Annotated in this window: 14 protein-coding genes; 3 read left to right on the forward strand and 11 right to left on the reverse strand. The window is 72.9% G+C overall.

The window, feature by feature from the left end; genetic code table 11:
* Positions 1–19: 19 nt before the first annotated feature.
* The 9 genes from IEY93_RS32230 to IEY93_RS32270 all read right to left on the reverse strand — a co-directional run bounded on the left by IEY93_RS32230 (position 20) and on the right by IEY93_RS32270 (position 9743).
* Entirely contained in the window at positions 20–2260 is a 2241-nt protein-coding gene (locus IEY93_RS32230) for a DUF8189 domain-containing protein (RefSeq protein ID WP_189166946.1), read from the reverse strand.
* 62 nt (positions 2261–2322) lie between these two features.
* Complete coding sequence (locus IEY93_RS32235; RefSeq protein ID WP_189166947.1) at positions 2323–3159, reverse strand: SMP-30/gluconolactonase/LRE family protein; 837 nt, start codon at positions 3157–3159, stop codon at positions 2323–2325.
* A 143-nt stretch (positions 3160–3302) separates the two neighbouring features.
* Complete coding sequence (locus IEY93_RS32240; protein WP_189166948.1) at positions 3303–3932, reverse strand: bifunctional 4-hydroxy-2-oxoglutarate aldolase/2-dehydro-3-deoxy-phosphogluconate aldolase; 630 nt, start codon at positions 3930–3932, stop codon at positions 3303–3305.
* A 67-nt stretch (positions 3933–3999) separates the two neighbouring features.
* A complete protein-coding gene (dgoD, locus tag IEY93_RS32245) occupies positions 4000–5148 on the reverse strand; it encodes a galactonate dehydratase (RefSeq protein WP_189166949.1) in 1149 nt (382 codons plus the stop codon).
* On the reverse strand, positions 5145–5849 hold the full coding sequence (locus IEY93_RS32250) for a FadR/GntR family transcriptional regulator (RefSeq protein ID WP_189166950.1): 705 nt from the start codon (positions 5847–5849) through the stop codon (positions 5145–5147). The genes dgoD and IEY93_RS32250 overlap by 4 nt, the downstream gene beginning before the upstream one ends.
* A gap of 28 nt (positions 5850–5877) precedes the next feature.
* Positions 5878–6624, reverse strand: a complete 747-nt coding sequence (locus IEY93_RS32255; protein ID WP_189166951.1) for an SDR family NAD(P)-dependent oxidoreductase — start codon at positions 6622–6624, stop codon at positions 5878–5880.
* Positions 6625–6676: 52 nt separating this feature from the next.
* The gene (locus IEY93_RS32260; protein WP_189166952.1) at positions 6677–7510 is read right to left on the reverse strand and encodes a carbohydrate ABC transporter permease; all 834 of its coding nucleotides are present in this window, start codon (positions 7508–7510) and stop codon (positions 6677–6679) included.
* The gene (locus IEY93_RS32265) at positions 7507–8445 is read right to left on the reverse strand and encodes a carbohydrate ABC transporter permease (protein ID WP_189166953.1); all 939 of its coding nucleotides are present in this window, start codon (positions 8443–8445) and stop codon (positions 7507–7509) included. Before IEY93_RS32265 ends, IEY93_RS32260 begins: the two co-directional genes overlap by 4 nt.
* Before the next feature lie 2 nt (positions 8446–8447).
* A complete protein-coding gene (locus IEY93_RS32270; protein ID WP_189166954.1) occupies positions 8448–9743 on the reverse strand; it encodes an ABC transporter substrate-binding protein in 1296 nt (431 codons plus the stop codon).
* An 877-nt stretch (positions 9744–10620) separates the two neighbouring features.
* On the opposite strand from IEY93_RS32270, the gene IEY93_RS32275 reads away from it, so the two are divergent.
* Entirely contained in the window at positions 10621–12876 is a 2256-nt protein-coding gene (locus IEY93_RS32275; protein WP_189166955.1) for a hypothetical protein, read from the forward strand.
* Between the two features lie 244 nt (positions 12877–13120).
* Here IEY93_RS32275 and IEY93_RS32280 read toward each other — a convergent pair whose 3' ends face one another.
* A complete protein-coding gene (locus tag IEY93_RS32280) occupies positions 13121–13981 on the reverse strand; it encodes an aldo/keto reductase (RefSeq protein WP_189166956.1) in 861 nt (286 codons plus the stop codon).
* A 106-nt stretch (positions 13982–14087) separates the two neighbouring features.
* Between IEY93_RS32280 and IEY93_RS32285 the strand changes: the two genes are divergently transcribed.
* Positions 14088–14990 carry a LysR family transcriptional regulator gene (locus tag IEY93_RS32285; protein ID WP_189166957.1) on the forward strand — a complete coding sequence of 301 codons (903 nt, stop codon included), beginning with the start codon at positions 14088–14090 and terminating at the stop codon, positions 14988–14990.
* Between the two features lie 217 nt (positions 14991–15207).
* Complete coding sequence (locus IEY93_RS32290; RefSeq protein ID WP_189166958.1) at positions 15208–16425, forward strand: VIT1/CCC1 transporter family protein; 1218 nt, start codon at positions 15208–15210, stop codon at positions 16423–16425.
* A gap of 79 nt (positions 16426–16504) precedes the next feature.
* Here the strand turns inward: IEY93_RS32290 and IEY93_RS32295 are convergent, their stop codons facing one another.
* Positions 16505–17242 (reverse strand): sulfite exporter TauE/SafE family protein, encoded by a 738-nt coding sequence (locus IEY93_RS32295; RefSeq protein WP_189166959.1) that lies wholly within the window; start codon positions 17240–17242, stop codon positions 16505–16507.
* Positions 17243–17495: the final 253 nt, after the last annotated feature.

The following is a 17495-nucleotide window of genomic DNA, read 5'->3' on the forward strand; positions in this document are numbered from 1 at the left end:
GCACGGACGGAGCGGATGGTCACAGGGTGGTCAGGTGGACATGGCCGTCGGTGCCGTTGACGACGGCGGAGATCCGGCCGTCCGCCGCCGGGGCGACGCCGAGAGCGCCGGTGAAGGTGTCAGCGGCCCAGCTCGCCGGCTGGTACCAGCCGCCCCACTGGCCGCCGGCGAAGTCCCTGCGCCAGAGCTTGTAGTCGGCGGCCCTGGCGAACACCGACATGCCGGTGGGGGTGGCGGTCAGCGTGGGGCTACCGCTGATGGTGCCGTCGCCGAGGACCCACCCGCTCCACTGCCCGCCGGAGAAGGTCCGCAGGTAGAGGTGGTCGTCGTTGCCGCGTACGGCCAGCTCGACCCCGCCGTCCGGGCGCACCGCCGCGGACGGGCGGCCGTAGACCACCCCACCGGCGGGCGAGCCGAGGTCGGTCCAGTTCGAGGCCGCGGTCCGGTACTTCACCCGTCCGTCGGTCCCGGTGACGAACAGTGTCCAGGAGTCGGGCTCGGTCCATGCGACCGCCGGGCCGTCGGCGGCGCTCCCGCCCCGGGGACGCCAGGGCCCCCACTTCTTGCCGGTGTGGGTGCGCTGCCAGACGCCCCGGTCGATGCCGCGGACGAACACGTCGATCCGGTCACGGCCGGCGACCACGGCGGGCTGGCCGAGGATCACGCCGCCGACCGGGCCGCCGAGCCGGGTCCAGCGGCGTGACCAGGTGCCGTCCTGCGAGCGCTGCTCCCACAGGGCCCCGTCGGCACGGCGGACGAACGCGACGGCGTGGGTGGCGTCCTGCCAGGCGAAGGCGGGACTGGCCGTGGCCTCGCCGCCCAGGTCGGCGCCGAGCACCGACTCGGTGCCGGTCAGCTTGAGCAGGACCACGCCGTGCCGCGGCACCGTCGTGGTGTAGGAGTCGGAGAAGCTTCCGGCGTCCTGGCGCTCCCACAGCCTCCGCACCCTGACGGCGCCGGCCAGGCCGGTGTCGGCGAAGTTCACCGTGACGGACGCGTCGGACTCCGAAGCGTTGAGCAGCGCCACGGCGCGCGTGCCACGGACGGCGAGGCGCTTGCCGTACACCTCCAGCCCGTAACCCGGCGAGGCCACCCGCACGCCCTGGATGGCGAGCGGGTCGCGGTCGACCGCGATGACCTCGGGGTTGGTGAACAGTTCGGTGGTGGCGGCGTCGAAGGCCGTCACGTCGGTCCCGATGACCAGCGGCGCGGCCATGATGGCGAACATGCCGAACTGCGCGCGGGCCTCTTCGAACGTCAGGCCGTGGTCCGGCAGCAGGTAGTCCGGGTCGTTGTAGTGCCCAGGACCATTCGCCTCGGGGTGGTACTCGTTCACCCCGAGCGCCCGCCGGAAGTAGGACCACTCGTTGCCGTCGCTGTCGAGGAACGCGCTGTCGGTCCCGGTCCGCCAGGAGTCGGCGATCGTCGCGCCGAAGCTGTAGGAGTGGATCGCCGTGCGTTCGAGCGGGTAGTTCCCCCAGTCGGTGGTGACCGGGTTGCAGATGTTCAGGATCATGCGCCCGGCCACGGCCTGGCTGACCTGCCGGTAGGCGGTGGCGGGGTCGAGCCCGGCGGCCACCCCGCACAGGAAGTCGACCTTGACGGCGTCGAAGCCCCAGGCCACGAACCGGTCGGCGTCCTGCTTGTAGTGACCGCCGCTGCCGATGCCGCAGTTGGCGGGGATCTCGGGCCCGGCGTCGGTGTAGATGCCGGCCTTCAGGCCGAGCGAGTGCAGGTAGTCGGTGAGCTGCCGCAGCCCGTTGGTCTCGGCGTCGACCGGCCGCGCGGGGTCGAAGCGCCACCGCTCGGGGTCGTAGCGCAGGTCGCCCTGGGCGTCCCGTCCCATCGAATGCGAGAGCGGATCACCGCCGGACTCGGTGGCGGCCAGGTTCCAGCCGCCGTCGATCCAGACGATGGTGTACCCGGCCGCCGCCAGCCCGCTGTCCACCAGGTGACGGGCCACCCTCTTGATCGCCGGCGCGCCCAGGTACTTGTCCGGGTCGCTGCTGTAGGGGAGGAACCTGCCGTAGTAGGTGTTCCACCCCATGTAGGGCACGGGGGCGTGGCCGCTGTCGTAGTACTTCGGCGCGCCCTGGTCCGGGGCCGAGCCGCCGGTGTCCGCGGTGACCGTACCGGCCGTCGCCGGCGCGGCGACGCCGTCGTCGGCGGTGGCGGGGGTACCGATCGCGGCGACGGTCGCGAACAGCGACATCACCGTTACCAGGAGTGGCGTGGTGAGGCGTCGAGGTATTCGTTGCATGGTGCCGGAACCTCCGTGAGGTGAGGGGGGTGAGGGGGTGAAGGAGGGAGCGAGGGCGGGAGTCAGCCGAGGGGGAAGGGGGTCGCGGGGCGGGCGTGCGCGGCGGCGTCCACCGCGTAGACGGCTCCGGCCCCTGGTGGCGGCGGGTCGAGGCCGAGCGCGGCGGAGGTGACGAGCAGGCGGCCGTCGACGAGGCACACGCTGGTCGGTTGCGGGGTGGGCAGCGGGACGACCCGGACGAGCCGGCCGTCCGGGGCGTACCGGTGCACGGCGGAACCGCCCCACACCGCGACCCACAGGTGGTCCTCGTCGTCCACCGTCATCCCGTCCGGGGACCCTTCGGTGACGGTGGCGAAGACGGACGGCTCGCCGAGGTCGCCGGTGGCCGGGTCGACCGCGTACCGGTCGATGCGGCCCTCGGCGCTGTCGGCGAGGTACATGGTGCGGCCGTCGGCGGTGAAGGCGGGGCCGTTCGGAATCGTCAGGCCGGTCCTGACGGTGGTCACGGTCAGGTCGGCGCCGACCCGGTACAGCACGCCGGCGCCCGGCGTGGCGTCGTAGGCCATGGCGCCGGCCCAGAACCGGCCCGACGGGTCGCAGACCCCATCGTTCATCCGGGACGTGGCGGGCAGCGGCCGGGCGATCCAGTCCAGCGTGCCGGACGCCTCGTCCAGCAGCGCGAAGCCCTGCCCCGCGGCGGCCAGCCAGCGGCCGGGGGTGCGGGTGGGAGCCACCGCGCCGAGCGGTACGCCGACCTGGGCCAGGACGCGCGCCGGGCCGGGCCGGTCGGCCGGAGCGGCGAGCAGCCGGCCCGCGAGGATGTCGACGAAGACGAGTCGCCCGCCGACCCAGCGTGCTCCTTCTCCCAGCTCACAGGTGGTCGGGCACCAGACGTTCACGCGTTCGCGCCTTTCGGACGGAGGTTCGGCCGGGGGGTTCGACCTGAGGTCACATGCAGGGGAGGGAGGGCTCGAAGCGCTGGTTCGTGCAGAACGTCCCGCTCACAGCGCCGGCCCGCCGAGAGCGCGGAGCGCCTGCCCGCTCAGAGCGCCTGCTTGAAGGCCGCGATGCGGGCCTTGAGCTCGTCGATGCTCCCGCCGTCGGCCGCGTCGCCCACGAGCGGGGAGCCCACCCCGACCGCGACCGCTCCCGCGCGCAGGTACTCCCCCGCCTCCGGAACGCCGACGCCGCCGACCGGCACGAACGGCACCCGGGGGAAGGGGTCGCGCAGCGCCTTCAGATAACGCACGCCGCCGAGGGACCATACGGGGAACAGCTTGATCGCGGCCGCTCCGGCGTCGAGCGCGGCCACCACCTCGGTCGGGGTGAGCGCGCCCGCGAGGACGGGAAGGCCGAGCCGCGCGCCCTCGGCGACTCCCTCACCGACCGCGGGCGTGACCAGGTAGCCGGCTCCGGCGTCGGCCGCCCGCCGCGCGTCGTCGGCGCTGATCACGGTGCCCGCGCCGAGGCCGGCGGCGTCGCCGAGCGCCGCGCGGGCACGGCGGATCACCGCCAGGGCGCCGGAGGTCACCAGCGAAACCTCGACGAGGTGCACTCCCTCCTCCACCAGCGTCACCACCGTGCGCAACGCCGCGTCCGCGTCGCGGCCGCGGACGATGGCCACCAGCCGCCGGGCGGCCAGATCGTCGAGGAACTTCGCCTTCTCCGGCATCACGTCATCCACCGTTCGCGCTCAGACATTCGGTCATCGGTCCGTTCTCCGAAGATGCGGGCCGTCGTCACCATTCGGCCAGGCCGCCGTCCTCGTGCCGCCAGACGGGGTTGCGCCAGGCGTGCCCCTTCTCGCCGGCCTTCCGCACCGCGGCCTCGTCGATCTGTACGCCGAGGCCGGGAGCGTCGGAACGGGTGGCGTACCCGTCGGTGAAGCGGAACGTCCCGGCGTCCATGACGTAGTCGAGCAGACCGGCCCCCTCCTCGTAGTGGATGCCGATCGAGTGCTCCTGGATCAGGAAGTTCGGCGTGGCGAAGGCGACCTGGAGGCTCGCGGCGAGGGCGATGGGGCCGAGGGGGCAGTGCGGGGCGAGCTTGGCGTCCCAGACCTCGGCCAGGGCGGCGATCCTGCGAGTCTCGGAGATGCCGCCGGCGTGGGACAGGTCGGGCTGCACGACGGCGACGCCGGCCTCCAGTGCCTGGCGGAAGTCCCACCGGGAGTACAGCCGCTCCCCGGTCGCCACCGGGACGCTGCTCGCGGTGACGACGTCGCGCAGCAGGTGGGGCCGGTCGGGCAGCACCGGTTCCTCGGCGAACATCGGCTGGAATGCGGCGATGAGCGGCAGGATGCGGCGCGCGTCGGCCGCGCCGACCCGACCGTGGAAGTCCACGGCGACGTCCCGGCCGGGGCCGAGCACCTCCCTGGCCAGCGCGACGCGTTCCACCACTCCGTGGACGTCGGACTGCGTGGCATGCCGGGCGGGCATCCGCCCGACGGCGTTCATCTTGATCGCGGTGAACCCGGCCTCGACCCGGGCGGCGATGCTGTCGGCCAGCTCACCGGGCTCGTCGCCGCCGACCCACGCGTACATGCGGACCCGGTCGCGGACCGGGCCGCCGAGCAGCGCGTGGACGGGAGCGCCGTAGGTCTTGCCGGCGATGTCCCACAACGCCTGGTCGAGGCCGGCCAGCGCGCTGGACAGCACCGGCCCGCCGCGGTAGAAGCCGGCGGTGGCCATGACCTGCCAGTGGTCCTCGATGCGCAACGGGTCGCGCCCGAGGAGGTACTCGGCGAGGGTGTGCACGGCCGCGCGCACCGACTCGGCGCGGCCCTCCACGACCGGCTCGCCCCAGCCGACCACCCCTTCGTCGGTCTCCACCCGGCAGAACAGCCAGCGTGGCGGCACGAGGAAGGTCTCCACCTTCTCGATCTTCATTGTCGTCCCCGATTCTTGAACTCCTGCTCGTCCTTGGCCGCCTGCTCCAGCAGGGCGCGCATCGCCCGCTCCGCGGCCTCGGGGTCCGAGGCGCGTACGGCGTCGAGCACGGCCCGGTGCGGCGGCAGGAAGTCGGTGTGGTGGCCCTCGCCGTGGACGAGCAGGTCACGGGCGCGCAGGCCGATCTCGATGATGTACTCCATCCTGATCAGCAGCTCGTTGCGCGAGGCCTCCAGCAACTGCCGGTGGAAGGCGAGGTCGGCCTCGACGATCTCCTCGGCCGCGGCGCCGGCGCCGGCCGAGGCGAGCGTGGCCTCCAGCCGGGCCACGTCCTCGTCGGTGCGGCGGGCCGCGGCCAGGCGTGCTCCGGCGGGCTCGACGATGGTCCGCACCTCGTACAGGTCGTCGAGCATCCGGCTGCCCGCCGGGTCCTCGAACTGCCAGCGCAGCAGGTCGGGGTCGAGCAGGCTCCACTCGGCGCGGGGGCGGACGAAGGTGCCGCGTTTGGGCCGGGCGTCCACCAGGCCCTTGGCCGCGAGGACCTTGAGCGCCTCCCGCACGACCGTCTTGCTGACGTCGTAGGTGAGCTCCAGCGCCTCCAGATCGAGCGTGGAGCCGGGAGCCTCCTGGCCGCTGACGATCCGGCGGCCGATCGCCTCGACGACCTGCCCGTGTACGCCGCGGCCCGGATAAGCGCTCAATTTCGCCGTCCTCGTGTCGGATATGTGATCATGCGGAATCTTTCACCGCACTCCACCCGCCGTCCACCAGCAGGCACGCCCCGGTGACATAGGAGCTCTCCTCAGAGGCCAGGAAGGCCACCGCCGCCGCGACCTCCTCCGGCCGCCCGAACCGCCCGGCGGCGGTGCCGGCCGCGCTGCGCCGGCGGTCCTCCTCGCCGATGCCGTCCCAGGCCGGGGTCAGGATCGGCCCGGGGAGCACGGTGTTGACCCGCACCCGCGGGCCGTACTCGACCGCGAGCTGACGGCCGAGCGAGACGAGCCCGCCCTTGGCCGCCGCGTAGGCCGGATGCCCGGGCAGGCCCGCGATGGCGTGGACCGAGGAGCTCAGCACGACGGCGCCGGCGCCCCGCTCGGGGTAGCCCGCGCCCAGCAGGGCGGCGCAGGCCCGCATCGCCTGGTAGGTCGCCGTGAGGTTGACGGCGATCTGCCGGTCCCAGTCGGCCTCGGCCATCTCGTGCACCGGGGCCCGGACCACCACGCTGGCGTTGGAGTGCAGCACGTCGAGCCGGCCGAACTCCGTCCGCGCGAGGGCCTCGACCCGCCGCCAGGTCTCGGCCGCCGCCACATCACCGGTGACGCCCAGCGCCCCGGCGTGGCCGGTGGCCGGGTCGGCGACGTCCACGGCGATCACGTGCGCCCCCTCGGCGGCGAACCGCTCGACGACGGCGGCGCCGATGCCGGACGCGGCGCCGGTGACCACCGCCACCTTGCCGGTCAGCAGTTCTCGTCCCATGCCCACACCTTGTCCGTGCCGATGGCGGTCGTCTGTCGCGTCAGGCCGCCGGTCATTTCGCCGATCCGATCAGCAGGCCCGAGATGAAGTAGCGCTGGAAGCGCAGGAAAACGATCACCGTGGGGATCGCCGCGAGGACCGTGGCGGCGGCGATCACGTTCCACGAGGAGAAGTACTGCCCCTGCATGCCGAGGATGGCCGGGGTGACCGGCAGCTTGGTCTCGTCGCGCAGCAGGGTGATGGCCCACAGCAGGTCGTTGAAGGTCCAGGTGAAGGCGAGCGACCCGAGCGCGGCGAGCGCCGGCTTGGTGAGCGGGAGCACGATGCGCAGGTACACCCCGAAGGTGGTCGCCCCGTCGATCTTGGCGGCCTGGGTGATCTCGTGCGGGATCCCGCGCATGAAGCCGTGCAGGACGAAGGTGTAGAAGCCGAGGCCGACCGCGGTGAGCACCACGATCACACCGATGCGGCTGTCGAACACGCCGAACCGTTCGGTCAGCTTCAGCACGGGGATGAGCAGCAACTGCGCGGGCAGCAGGTTCCCGGCCAGCATGAGCAGCAGCAGCGTCCTGCGGAACGGGATGCGGTGCCGGGCCAGGGCGTAGGCCGCCATCGAGGCGAGGACCAGCGTCGCGACGACCACCGGCACCGTGATGAGCAGGCTGTTGCCGATCGCCCGCCACTCCCCCGCGCCGAGGGCCTGCCGGTAGGAGTCGAAGGTGAGGCCGGTGGGCAGGCTAGCCAGGCCGCGCGCGGCGAGGTCGTCGAAGGTGCGCAGCGAGGTGACCAGCACCAGCGCGAGCGGGAGCAGCCACAGCGCGGCCAGGGTGCCCATCGCCGTGTGGAACAGCCAGGGCCGCAGCCGGGCGGCCTTCGTGGGCGTCATGCGGTCTCCTCCTCGCGCAGGCTGCGTACCAGGTAGACGACGATCGTGGCCACGGTGAGCAGGAAGATCACCACGGCCAGCGCGGAGCCGTAGCCGAGCTGGGAGCCGAGCACACCGGTCGAGAACTGGTAGGTGCTGAGCAGCTCCGAGGAGTGGTACGGGCCGCCCTTGGTGAGCGCCCACACGATGTCGAACGAGCGCAGCGCGTCGATCACCGTGACCGCCAGCACGACCGTGCTGATCGGCCGCAACTGCGGCAGCGTGATGTACCGGAAGCGCTCGAGGGCGGTCGCGCCGTCGGTCTTCGCCGCCTCGTGCAGCAGCGGGTCCACCGTCTTCAGCCCGGCCAGGAACAGCACCATGATGTAGCCGACCTGGCGCCAGAGCGCGGGCAGGATCAGCGCGTACAGGGCGGTGCCGGAGTCGCCGAGCCAGATGCGCGTCTGGTCCTCCAGCCCGACCGCGGTGAGCAGGCCGTTGACCAGGCCATCCGGCTGGTAGATCATGCGCCAGACCAGCGCGGAGACCACCATGGAGAACACCACCGGCAGGAAGAACACGGCCCGGTAGACGCCGACGCCGCGCCGCGGCCGGTCGAGCAGCAGCGCCAGCGCCAGGCCGCCCAGCACCGACAGTCCGCCGAACAGCACCAGCCACATCACGGTGTTGCGCAGGGCCGTACGGAACGTCTCGTCGGACCACATGCGCAGGTAGTTGTCGGCTCCGACGAACACCGGCGGCGAGATGCCGTCCCATCGGGTGAGGGAGATGTAGACGCTGTTCAGCGCGGGCCAGAACGTCCAGAACATCTCCACCGCGAACGGGACGAGCACGAAGGCCAGCAGGACGGCCCCCTCGCGCGCCCCCCGCCGCGCGCCCCCCGAGAGGACGCCGGCGCGGGAGCCGCGCGAGAAGGTCTTGGCGGAGGCGGCCATCGTCAGTTACCGCGGGCCTTGGCCGAGTCGCTCTGCCACTGCTTGAGGATGCCCGCGGCCTCTCCCGGCTTGTCGATGAACCTCACCAGGGCCGTCGTCAGCGCGTTGAGCTGGTCGTCGTTGGAGTCGCGGTTGAAGAACTGCGTCACGTCGGCGGCGGCGGCCACCATCGTGCGGCCCTTCTCCAGCAGCGGCGTGGGATGCGGGGACTTGGCCTGGCCGTTCGCCGGGATCAGCGTGTTCTCGGAGATCTTGAGGTACAGCTCCTGGGCGGCCGGGGTGGCCGCGTACTTCAGGAACGCCAGCGCGCCGTCCGGGTTGGCGGTGTGCGCGCTGGCGATGAAGCCGTCCAGCGGCGCCTCCTCGGCCACCGGGACGGCCGGGTCGATGATGGGGAACTGGAAGAAGTTCACGTCGGCCTTCACCTCGGCCGGCATGGCGTCGGCGAGGAACGGCCCGCACAGGAAGATCGCGTCCTTGCCCTGCTGCCACTTGGCCGAGCCCTCCTGGAAGGACAGGCCCTTGCCCGCGGGGTCGAGGTACGGCAGGGCCTCCCGCCAGACGTCCAGCACCTTGGCCACCCGGGGGTCCTCGTAGCTCTCCTGCCCGGCCAGCAGCGCCCGGTGGAAGGCCGCGCCGTTGATCCGCAGGTTGAGGTAGTCGAACCAGGACGCGGTGAGCCAGGCGGCGTCGGCGAGCGGCAGGGCGAGCGGGCTGACGCCCTTGCCCTTCAGGGACTTGCAGAGCGCGATGAACTCGTCCCAGGTCTTCGGCTCCGACACACCCCACTTCTCGAAGTGGGACGTGCGATAGAACATGCCCCACCAGTAGTAGTTGGTCGGGATGAAGATCTTCTTGCCGGAGGCGTCGGCGGACAGCGCGGCGAACTGCGGGCTGTAGCCGTCCGTAGGGAAGACGGACGTCGCGTCGAGCAGCAGGCCCTGCCCGGCGAAGTCGCTCGCGATCTCGCCGGCGAACCAGGTGAGGACGTCCGGCGGCGTGGCCAGCGTGAGGTCGGCGCGGATCTGCTGCTGGAAGGCCGCCGCCTCCATCGTGTTGAGCGACGGCTTGTACTGCGGGTTGGTCTTCAGGAACTCGTCGAGCAGCGCCTGCATGGCCTTGCGGCTCTTGTCGCTGGTCTCGCGGGACTTCAGCGTGAGGGCCTTGGACGTGGCACCGGACCCGGACGCGGCCGGCGCCGGGGTGGTGCTGGTCGCGCAGGCGCCGAGCGCCGAGGTCATGCCGAGGGCGCCGAGGCCGGCGAGGAATCCGCGCCGGTTCACAGTGAGGTGACTCATTGGTGGCCTCCGTGGTGCAAGGGGGTTGAGGGCGGCCAGGCCGAAGCACACAGTGGCATCCCGGGGGCGGCAACGTCAATAACTATTCATAAGAAATGAAAAGTTAGGTCACCGAGCGCATCGGACCATGGCAGACCGTCACCCCGGACGCGCGGAGGTGACGGCCTGCTGAGAGGGGACGGGATGGCGCCGGGCGGGGCGGAAGCGCGCGCGAAGATGCCGGGCCGCCGGCGAACGGGCCGGGAAAGCCCGCGCGGGCCGAGGCGGGACGGGACGGGACGGGGCCGCGGACACGGCTCCGGCGATCGGCGACCGGTGACGCGCGCCGCGGCCCCTCGTGCCCGGCCTGACACGGATCCGGTCGGCGCCTGCGGCACCAGGCGTCGCACGAGTCCGGACTCAGAACCGTTAGGCGCAGTTAACATCGGATGTATTTCCGCGTCAAGAGACGTCCACTCAGACCGCCCTGAGCAGGAAGCGGAGGCATCGCCCCGACGGGTAAGGACAGTCCTCAGCGTATTCAGCCGGGGACAATCCGCTCCGACATAGACGCTGCCGTCAATAGACCCGATGTATCCGGCCCAGCGAGTGCAGCCGAGACAGCCGACACGATCACAGAGACCACGCGCGCCGCCAGCTCGGGGACGGCCTTCTCGATCTCCACCCATGAAGCCACGGCGTCATCCTGCCGTCCGCCACCGACAAATCCCGGCCGCGCACGGAATTGGTTCGGGCTCGGTGGACGATTCCCCCTCGCGAGGTCACTCTCCGCTGTGAACATATAGGCCGTCCGTGACATCCGGCACGGCCGAGTTCGCGTCCAACTGGCACGGGCCCCGGCCGTACCTCTCATCCATGGCGGGACGAAGGGCAGGCAGTGAGGTCGACGACGCGGTTGTACCAGGCTGTGTTGCGGGACGCGGCCACCCCCATCCAGGGGCGGCTCCATCGCGCCTTCGGGCGGTGGAGCGAGGAGAAGGGCTTTCCGGCCGCCGACCCGGAGCGGCCGGCGACGGAGCACCGGGTGGCGGACTCGCGGCTCGGCATGCGGCACCACGGCGGGTGCGGGCGGTACGTCCTGGACGAGCCGCACGACGGTGGCACGTTGCGCACCGCGGCGGTCTTCCTGGACGGGATCGAACGCGTGCCGGGGTGGGTGATGGTGACGGTCGAGCGGCTCGGCCCAGGGCAGGCGGGGCAGGGGGCGGCGCGTGCGCCGGGGTTCGTCCCGGCCTATCTGCGCACGCAACGGATCACCGACGGGGCGATCCACCTGGAGGACGCCGCGGTGGTGCTGGCCGAGCAGGAGGTGTCCCACTTCCTGCACATTCTGACCGAGCCGCGGCGCCGCGCGCCGATCGCGGTCGTCACGCCCGGCCCGGGCAGCGCCGAGCGCGCCGACTGGCTGGCCGCGGCGGTGGCCGGGGCCGCCCTGGTGGTCCGGCTGGCCGACCGGCACACCGAGGAGCTGTTCAACCAGGCCGTCGGCGAGCGCCTCGGGGTGTACGGCGGGGCGATCCGGACCTATGCCGCGCCGTTCGACCCGGCGAGCGAGCGCCACACTCATCGCCATCCCCCCATGAGCCCGGCCAAACTGCGCGACGAGGGAGAGGCGGCACTGGCCAAGATCGCCAATGCCATGGTCGGACGGGCCGCCGGGATGGACCTTCCGGACGAGGTCCATCGCGCCCTCCCGGTGGTCCACCGGGTGCTCGCCGGACGTTCGCCGTCGGCCGCCCTGGCGACCGCCATGGACGCGCGGGCCGGGTCCGCGGCCCCGGCCCGGAACAGGCACGGCGACCGTGCGGACGGCGGGCCGGCGACCGGCTCGCGGGGGATGCCCGCCGCGCCCCCGAAACCCGGCCCGGCCGGGACCCCCGCTGGTGGCCGATCGGTTCCGGCCGCACCAGCCGGCGTTCCCGCTCCGCCACCGGGCGGTCCTCCCGAAGTCCGTGAGACCGGCGGCGGCGATGCCGGCGTCCGCGAGCCGGGTGGCCCGGGCGGGACGCCGGAGGTTCCCGCTCCTCGTCCGGGGAGTGTGCTGGTGCCCGCGCCGCGGTCCGGCGACGCCCCCACCGGACCCGCCGACCGGCTCCTCGCCGGGCCCGGCCTCCCTCCGGCCCCGAGCGCCGCGGCCGGGCCCGCCGAACGGGACGTGATGGCGAGGCCTGGGCAGGACACGGTCGCGGGGCCCACCGGGCAGGACACGGGAGCCGGATCGGCCGGGCAGCCGCCGCCGGAGCCGGCTTCGGACGAGCCGGCCGGGCGGGAGTACGCCTCCCGGCTCGCCAGGGACGTGGCCGAGGCGGTGGTCAGGGAGGTGCGGGAGGAACTGGAGACCGCGCTCGGCCTCGCGGCCGACCTGGACACCGGGCAGCAGCTCCTGCGCGAGGTCCGCGCGCTCGGCCTGCGCCTGGACGGGCTGTGCGAGCTGGTCCTCGGCGATCCCGCGCAGCAGGAACGCCCAGACGATCCCGACGGGCCCCGGCCGGCGTACGAGCTGCTGCAGGAGGAGTACGCCGAGGCGGTCGGCACGTCCCGTGCGCTCGCCGAGCGGGTCCGGCGGCTGGAGGGGATGCTGGCCGAGCTGGGCCACCCCATGTACGGGGTCGCGCCGCCGGAGGAGGTGTTCCAGCCCGACAGCCTGGCCGAGGCGCTGATCGAGGCGCGGTCGCGGCTCACGCACGTGGTGATCGGCGAGACCGACGCGCCCGCGGTGCGCCTGGACAACACCTACCCCGGGCTGCGCCGGAGCTGGGCGGGCAAGGCGTGGGACGCGCTGCACGCGCTGAACGACTTCGCCCGCGCGCGGTCGAGCGGGGAGTTCGCGGGAGGGTTCTACGACTGGTGCGCGGTCGGCGAACCGGGCCGGTACACGGTCCCGGCCGGCATGCTGGTGATGCGCGAGTCGAGGAGCGTCGCCACGCGCGACAAGTTCCGCGACCCGCGCACCTTCCCGGTGCCGGTCGAGGTCGACCCGCGCGGCGAGATCCTGATGGAGGCGCACATCAAACTGCGCGCGGTCGGATACCCGGCGCCGCGGATGCACTTCCACGACGACTCCGGCGGCGCGACGGGGAAGGTGTACGTCGGTTATCTCGGCGCGCACCTTCCCAACACCCGCACCAACTGAGCGATGCCGCGCGCCCTCCCCTCGGCCGGGCGATCAAGGGCGCGGACCGGCCCGAGCGCTGCGGCCGGTTCGACCTCTGGCCGGCGCGGTGGCCGAATGGCTGCCGGGTCCCCGTCGTAGGGCGGCGCCGACGTTCGCCGTACACCGTTGCGCCGGCGCGGCGCCGAGGAGAGGGCCCCATCTGACGGACGGGACGGCGAGGGTGAGCGGCCACGGCACCGGCTCATGCGGGCGGCCTGGTGGTTCAGGCGGCGTCGAGGCGGGAGAGTTCCTCGTCGGTCAGCTTCAGGTCGACCGCGCCCGCGGAGTCGCGGATGGTCTCCGGCCGGGAGGAGCCGGGGATGGGGATCACCACCGGCGCCTTGGCGAGCATCCAGGCCAGGCAGACCTGCTGGGGGCTCACGCCGTGCTCGCGGCCGACCTCGGCGAAGGCGGCGAAGCGCGACCCGAGCTCACCGGCCTGGGAGATGCCGCCGAGCGGGCTCCACGGCAGGAACGCGATGTCCTTCTCGGCGCACAGCTCCAGCTCGGGCTCGCTGGAGCGGAAGGACGGCGAGAACTGGTTCTGGACGCTGACCAGGCGACCGCCGAGGATCTCGTCGGCCAGCCTGATCTGCCCGGGGTCGGCGTTGGAGATGCCGGCCATCCGGATCTTGCCCGCGTCGAGCAGGTCGCGGATCGCGCCGATGGAGTCGGCGTAGGGCACCCGCGGGTCGGGGCGGTGGAACTGGTAGAGCCCGATGGCCTCGACGCCGAGCCGCCGCAGCGACGCCTCGCAGGCGCTCTTCAGGTGGTCCGGCGAGCCGTCCAGGGTCCAGGAGCCGTCGCCCGGGCGCACGTGACCGCCCTTGGTCGCGACCAGCACGTCGGAGGTGTCCCCTCCGTAGCTCGCGAGGGCCGCGGCGATCAGCGACTCGTTGTGCCCCACGTCGGTCGCGGTCAGGTGGTAGGCGTCCGCGGTGTCGATCAAGGTGATGCCCGCGTCGAGGGCGGCGTGGATGGTCGCGATGGATCGCTCCTCATCGGGGCGCCCCTCGATGGACATGGGCATGCCGCCCAGGCCGATCGCGCCGACCTGGACATCGCCGATGCGGCGAGTCTGCATGAGAGCTCCTTCTCCGATATGTGTGCTGTTCCGCAGTCTGCTCTGCCCACGATTAAGCTGTCCAACAGAAGAAACTGATCTGATTGAGCAGCGACGGTGATGGATCATGGAACTCCGGCAACTCGAGTACTTCGTCGCCGTCGCCGAGGACTGCCACTTCACCAAGGCGGCCAAACGCCTGCGCGTCGCCCAGTCGGGGTTGTCGGCGTCGATCAGGTCGCTCGAACGCGAGCTGGGCGCCCCGCTGTTCCTGCGCAGCACCCGCCAGGTGGAGCTCACCCCGGCCGGGCGGGCGCTCCTGGTGGAGGCGCGGCGGGCGCTGTCGGCGACCGACGCCGCCAAGGACGCCGTCGCGGCCGTGCAGGGTCTGCTGCGCGGCAGCCTGGACATCGGCGCGTTGCAGTGTCTGCCCGGCGTGCACCTGCCGGCCGTGCTCGCCCGCTTCGCGGACGCCCATCCGGGGCTGGAGGTGAGCCTGCGGCACGGCGGGTCCGGTGAGCTGGTCGAGCAGGTGCGCATGGGCCGGCTGGACGTGGCGTTCGTCTCCCGTCCCGTCCGGTTGCCCGACGACGTCACGGTCACGCCCCTCGCCGACGAGCCGCTGGTCGTGGCCTGCCCGCTCGGTCACCCGCTCGCCACCCGGGCACAGATCGATCCCGGCGAGCTGCGGGACGAGCGGTTCGTGGACTTCCCCGCCGACTGGATCAGCAGGGACCTCGCCGACAGCGTGCTCGCCGCGGCGGGCGTGGAGCGCCGGGTGCCGCTGGAGGTCACCGACGTGCACTCGCTGCTGGACCTGGTGACGTTCGGGCTGGGCGTGGCGCTGGTGCCGCGGTCGTTCTCGGGCAAGACCGACCGCGTCCGGTTCCTCCCGCTCGCCGGCGCGGCCCCGTCCTGGCAGATCGTCACGGTCACCGGCGACCCCACCAGCGCGGCCGCCACCGCGCTGCTCCACGAGATCAAGGCCGCCGCGAGCCCCTCCCCCGTCATCGCGACCGCGGCGCACTGACCCGGCCGGACGCGCGGATTCGACCGAGCCGGGCCCGGCGGACGCGACGGCCGGCCCACGTGCCACCGGTCAGCGCAGCGTGCCGGGCAAGCGTCCGATGCGTACGGAATTGGGCGGATGTAAAGTTGGTTGCGCCCGGCGATGGGCGTCCACGGGACGACCACCAGTGATCGATGGCGCCGTGCGGTGAGCGCGGCCGGGCGGGAGATCGACAGCGATGAGCGCCGATAGCGGCACCCCTGAGAACCGGCGGAACGGCGCGGACGCAGGCCGCAGGGCTGCGGCGCGCTACCGCGGCGCCCTCGACTCCGAACGGCAGAGCGCGGCCCTGTACCGCGGGCTCGCCGCGGGCGCCGAAGGCGAGCGGCAGGAGATCTTCCTGCAACTCGCCGCCGTCGAGGAGCGGCACGCCGCGCACTGGGCGGGCAAGCTCGCCGCACTGGGCGAGCGGGTGCCGGACCCGCGCCGTCCCAGCGTCCGCACCCGCCTGCTGTCCTGGCTGGCCCGCCGCTACTCGGTCGACGCGGTGCTGCCGTTGGTGGAGCGGGCCGAGCACGCCGACGCGGGCATGTACGACGCCGACCCCGACGCCCACCCTGGTATGGCGGTGGACGAGCGCTCGCACGCACGCGTGCTCACCCGCCTGCGGGAGCGGGGCGACCTCTCCGGCGCGGCCGGCCCGGGCGGTCCCGTGGGCCCCGGTGGTCTGACGGCGCTCGGCGGCAGGGGGGTCGCGCGGCGCGAGCGCTGGCACCGCAGCGACCGCTCCGGGACGCTGCGCGCCGCCGTGTTCGGCGTGAACGACGGCCTGGTGTCCAACACCTCGCTGGCCATGGGGTTCGCCGGGTCGGGAGCGCCGGGCCGCACGATCCTGTTCGCGGGGCTCGCCGGGCTGCTGGCCGGCGCGTTCTCGATGGCGGTCGGCGAGTACATCTCGATGCGCAGCCAGCGCGAGGCCTACGAACGCGAGCTGTCGCTGGAGGCCGAGGAGCTGCGCGACGACCCCGAGGCCGAGGCCGAGGAGCTCGCGCTCATCTACCGGGCGAAGGGGCTGGACGCCGAGGAGGCCGAGCGCGTCGCCAAGACGATCATGAAGGATCACGACACGGCGCTGGAGACGATGGCGCGCGAGGAGCTCGGCCTGGACCCGGAGGAGCTGGGCTCGCCGTGGTCGGCGGCGCTGTCCAGCCTGGTCGCCTTCGCCGTCGGGGCCGTCGTGGTCGTCATCCCGTACCTGTTCGGCGAGGGAACGCCGGCCCTGGTGACCGCGGTGTCGCTGGCCGCGCTCGCCCTGTTCACGGTGGGCGCGCTGCTCGGCATGCTCAACGGCCGCTCCGCCCTGCGCACCGGCGCCCGGCAGCTCCTCATCGGCGGAGGCGCGGCGGTGGTCGTGTACTTCATCGGGCTGGCGATCGGCGCCGGAGGCGGCGTCTGACCGGACCGGGCCCCGCCGCGCCCGCCGGGACGTGAGCGCCGGAGCGTGGTCAGACGGCCCGGCGGACGGCAGGCGCCGGTCAGAACATCAGGCGGGCCGCGGCGAGGAAGGTGAGGGCGAGGGTCACCCGTTCGAACCACGTCCGGTTGATGTGCCGGATGATCAGCCGTCCCACGACGCCGCCGAGGACCACGGCCGGCGCGGCCACCGCCGCGAAGGCCAGCGTCGCCGGGGTGATCAGGCCGAGCGCGACGCTGAAGGGCACCTTGAAGGCGTTGATGGTGAGGAAGAACCACGCCGAGGTGCCGAGGAACCCCAGCACCGGCAGGCCGGCCGCCAGGAAGTACAGGGCCATGATGGGGCCGGCGGCGTTGGCGGCCATGGTGGTGAAGCCGGCGAAGACGCCGGCGCACGCGGCGACGGCGGGGCGGTTGGCGAGCGAGGCGTCCGCCCCGCGGCTCCGGTTCCACAGGCTGAGCACGATGATCAGTAACAGGATGCCGCCGATGATCCGCCGCATCTGCGCGTCGTCCACCCACCGCACGACGAACGCCCCGGCGACGACTCCGGCGGCCACCCAGGGGAAGAGCCTGAGCAGTCTCGGCCACTCGGCGTGCCGCCGGTAGCTGACCACGGCCACCACGTCGCCGACGAGCAGCAGGGGCAGGATCGTCCCGGTGGAGCTCTTGGTCGGCAGCACCAACGCGAACAGCGCGATCGCCACCGTGCCCGCGCCGGAGATGCCGGTCTTGGCGAAGCCGACCAGGACGAGCGCGAACAGCAGCACCGCCCATTGGGCCAGATCGAGAGAGGGCATCAGTCTCGCCAGAGGGCCGTGGGGGAAGGGGCGCCGGGTCCCGCGAGCGGTCCGCGGGCGTCCGGCGCGGGACTCGCGAGGTCCGAGGCGGATCGCGGATGACCAGGAAGCAGCATCAACACCAGCACCTGGGCAGAATACGGGTCCCCCTTGATATCTCTGACAAGCGGTTGCCTTCCTCCTAATGGGAGTTACCGGGTTGCCTGATTGGGCAGACTCGGTGCCTGGTAGCCGTCGGTGAGTGAGCACTCTC

This window comes from Sphaerisporangium melleum, from assembly GCF_014646695.1.
Lineage (GTDB): Bacteria > Actinomycetota > Actinomycetes > Streptosporangiales > Streptosporangiaceae > Sphaerisporangium > Sphaerisporangium melleum.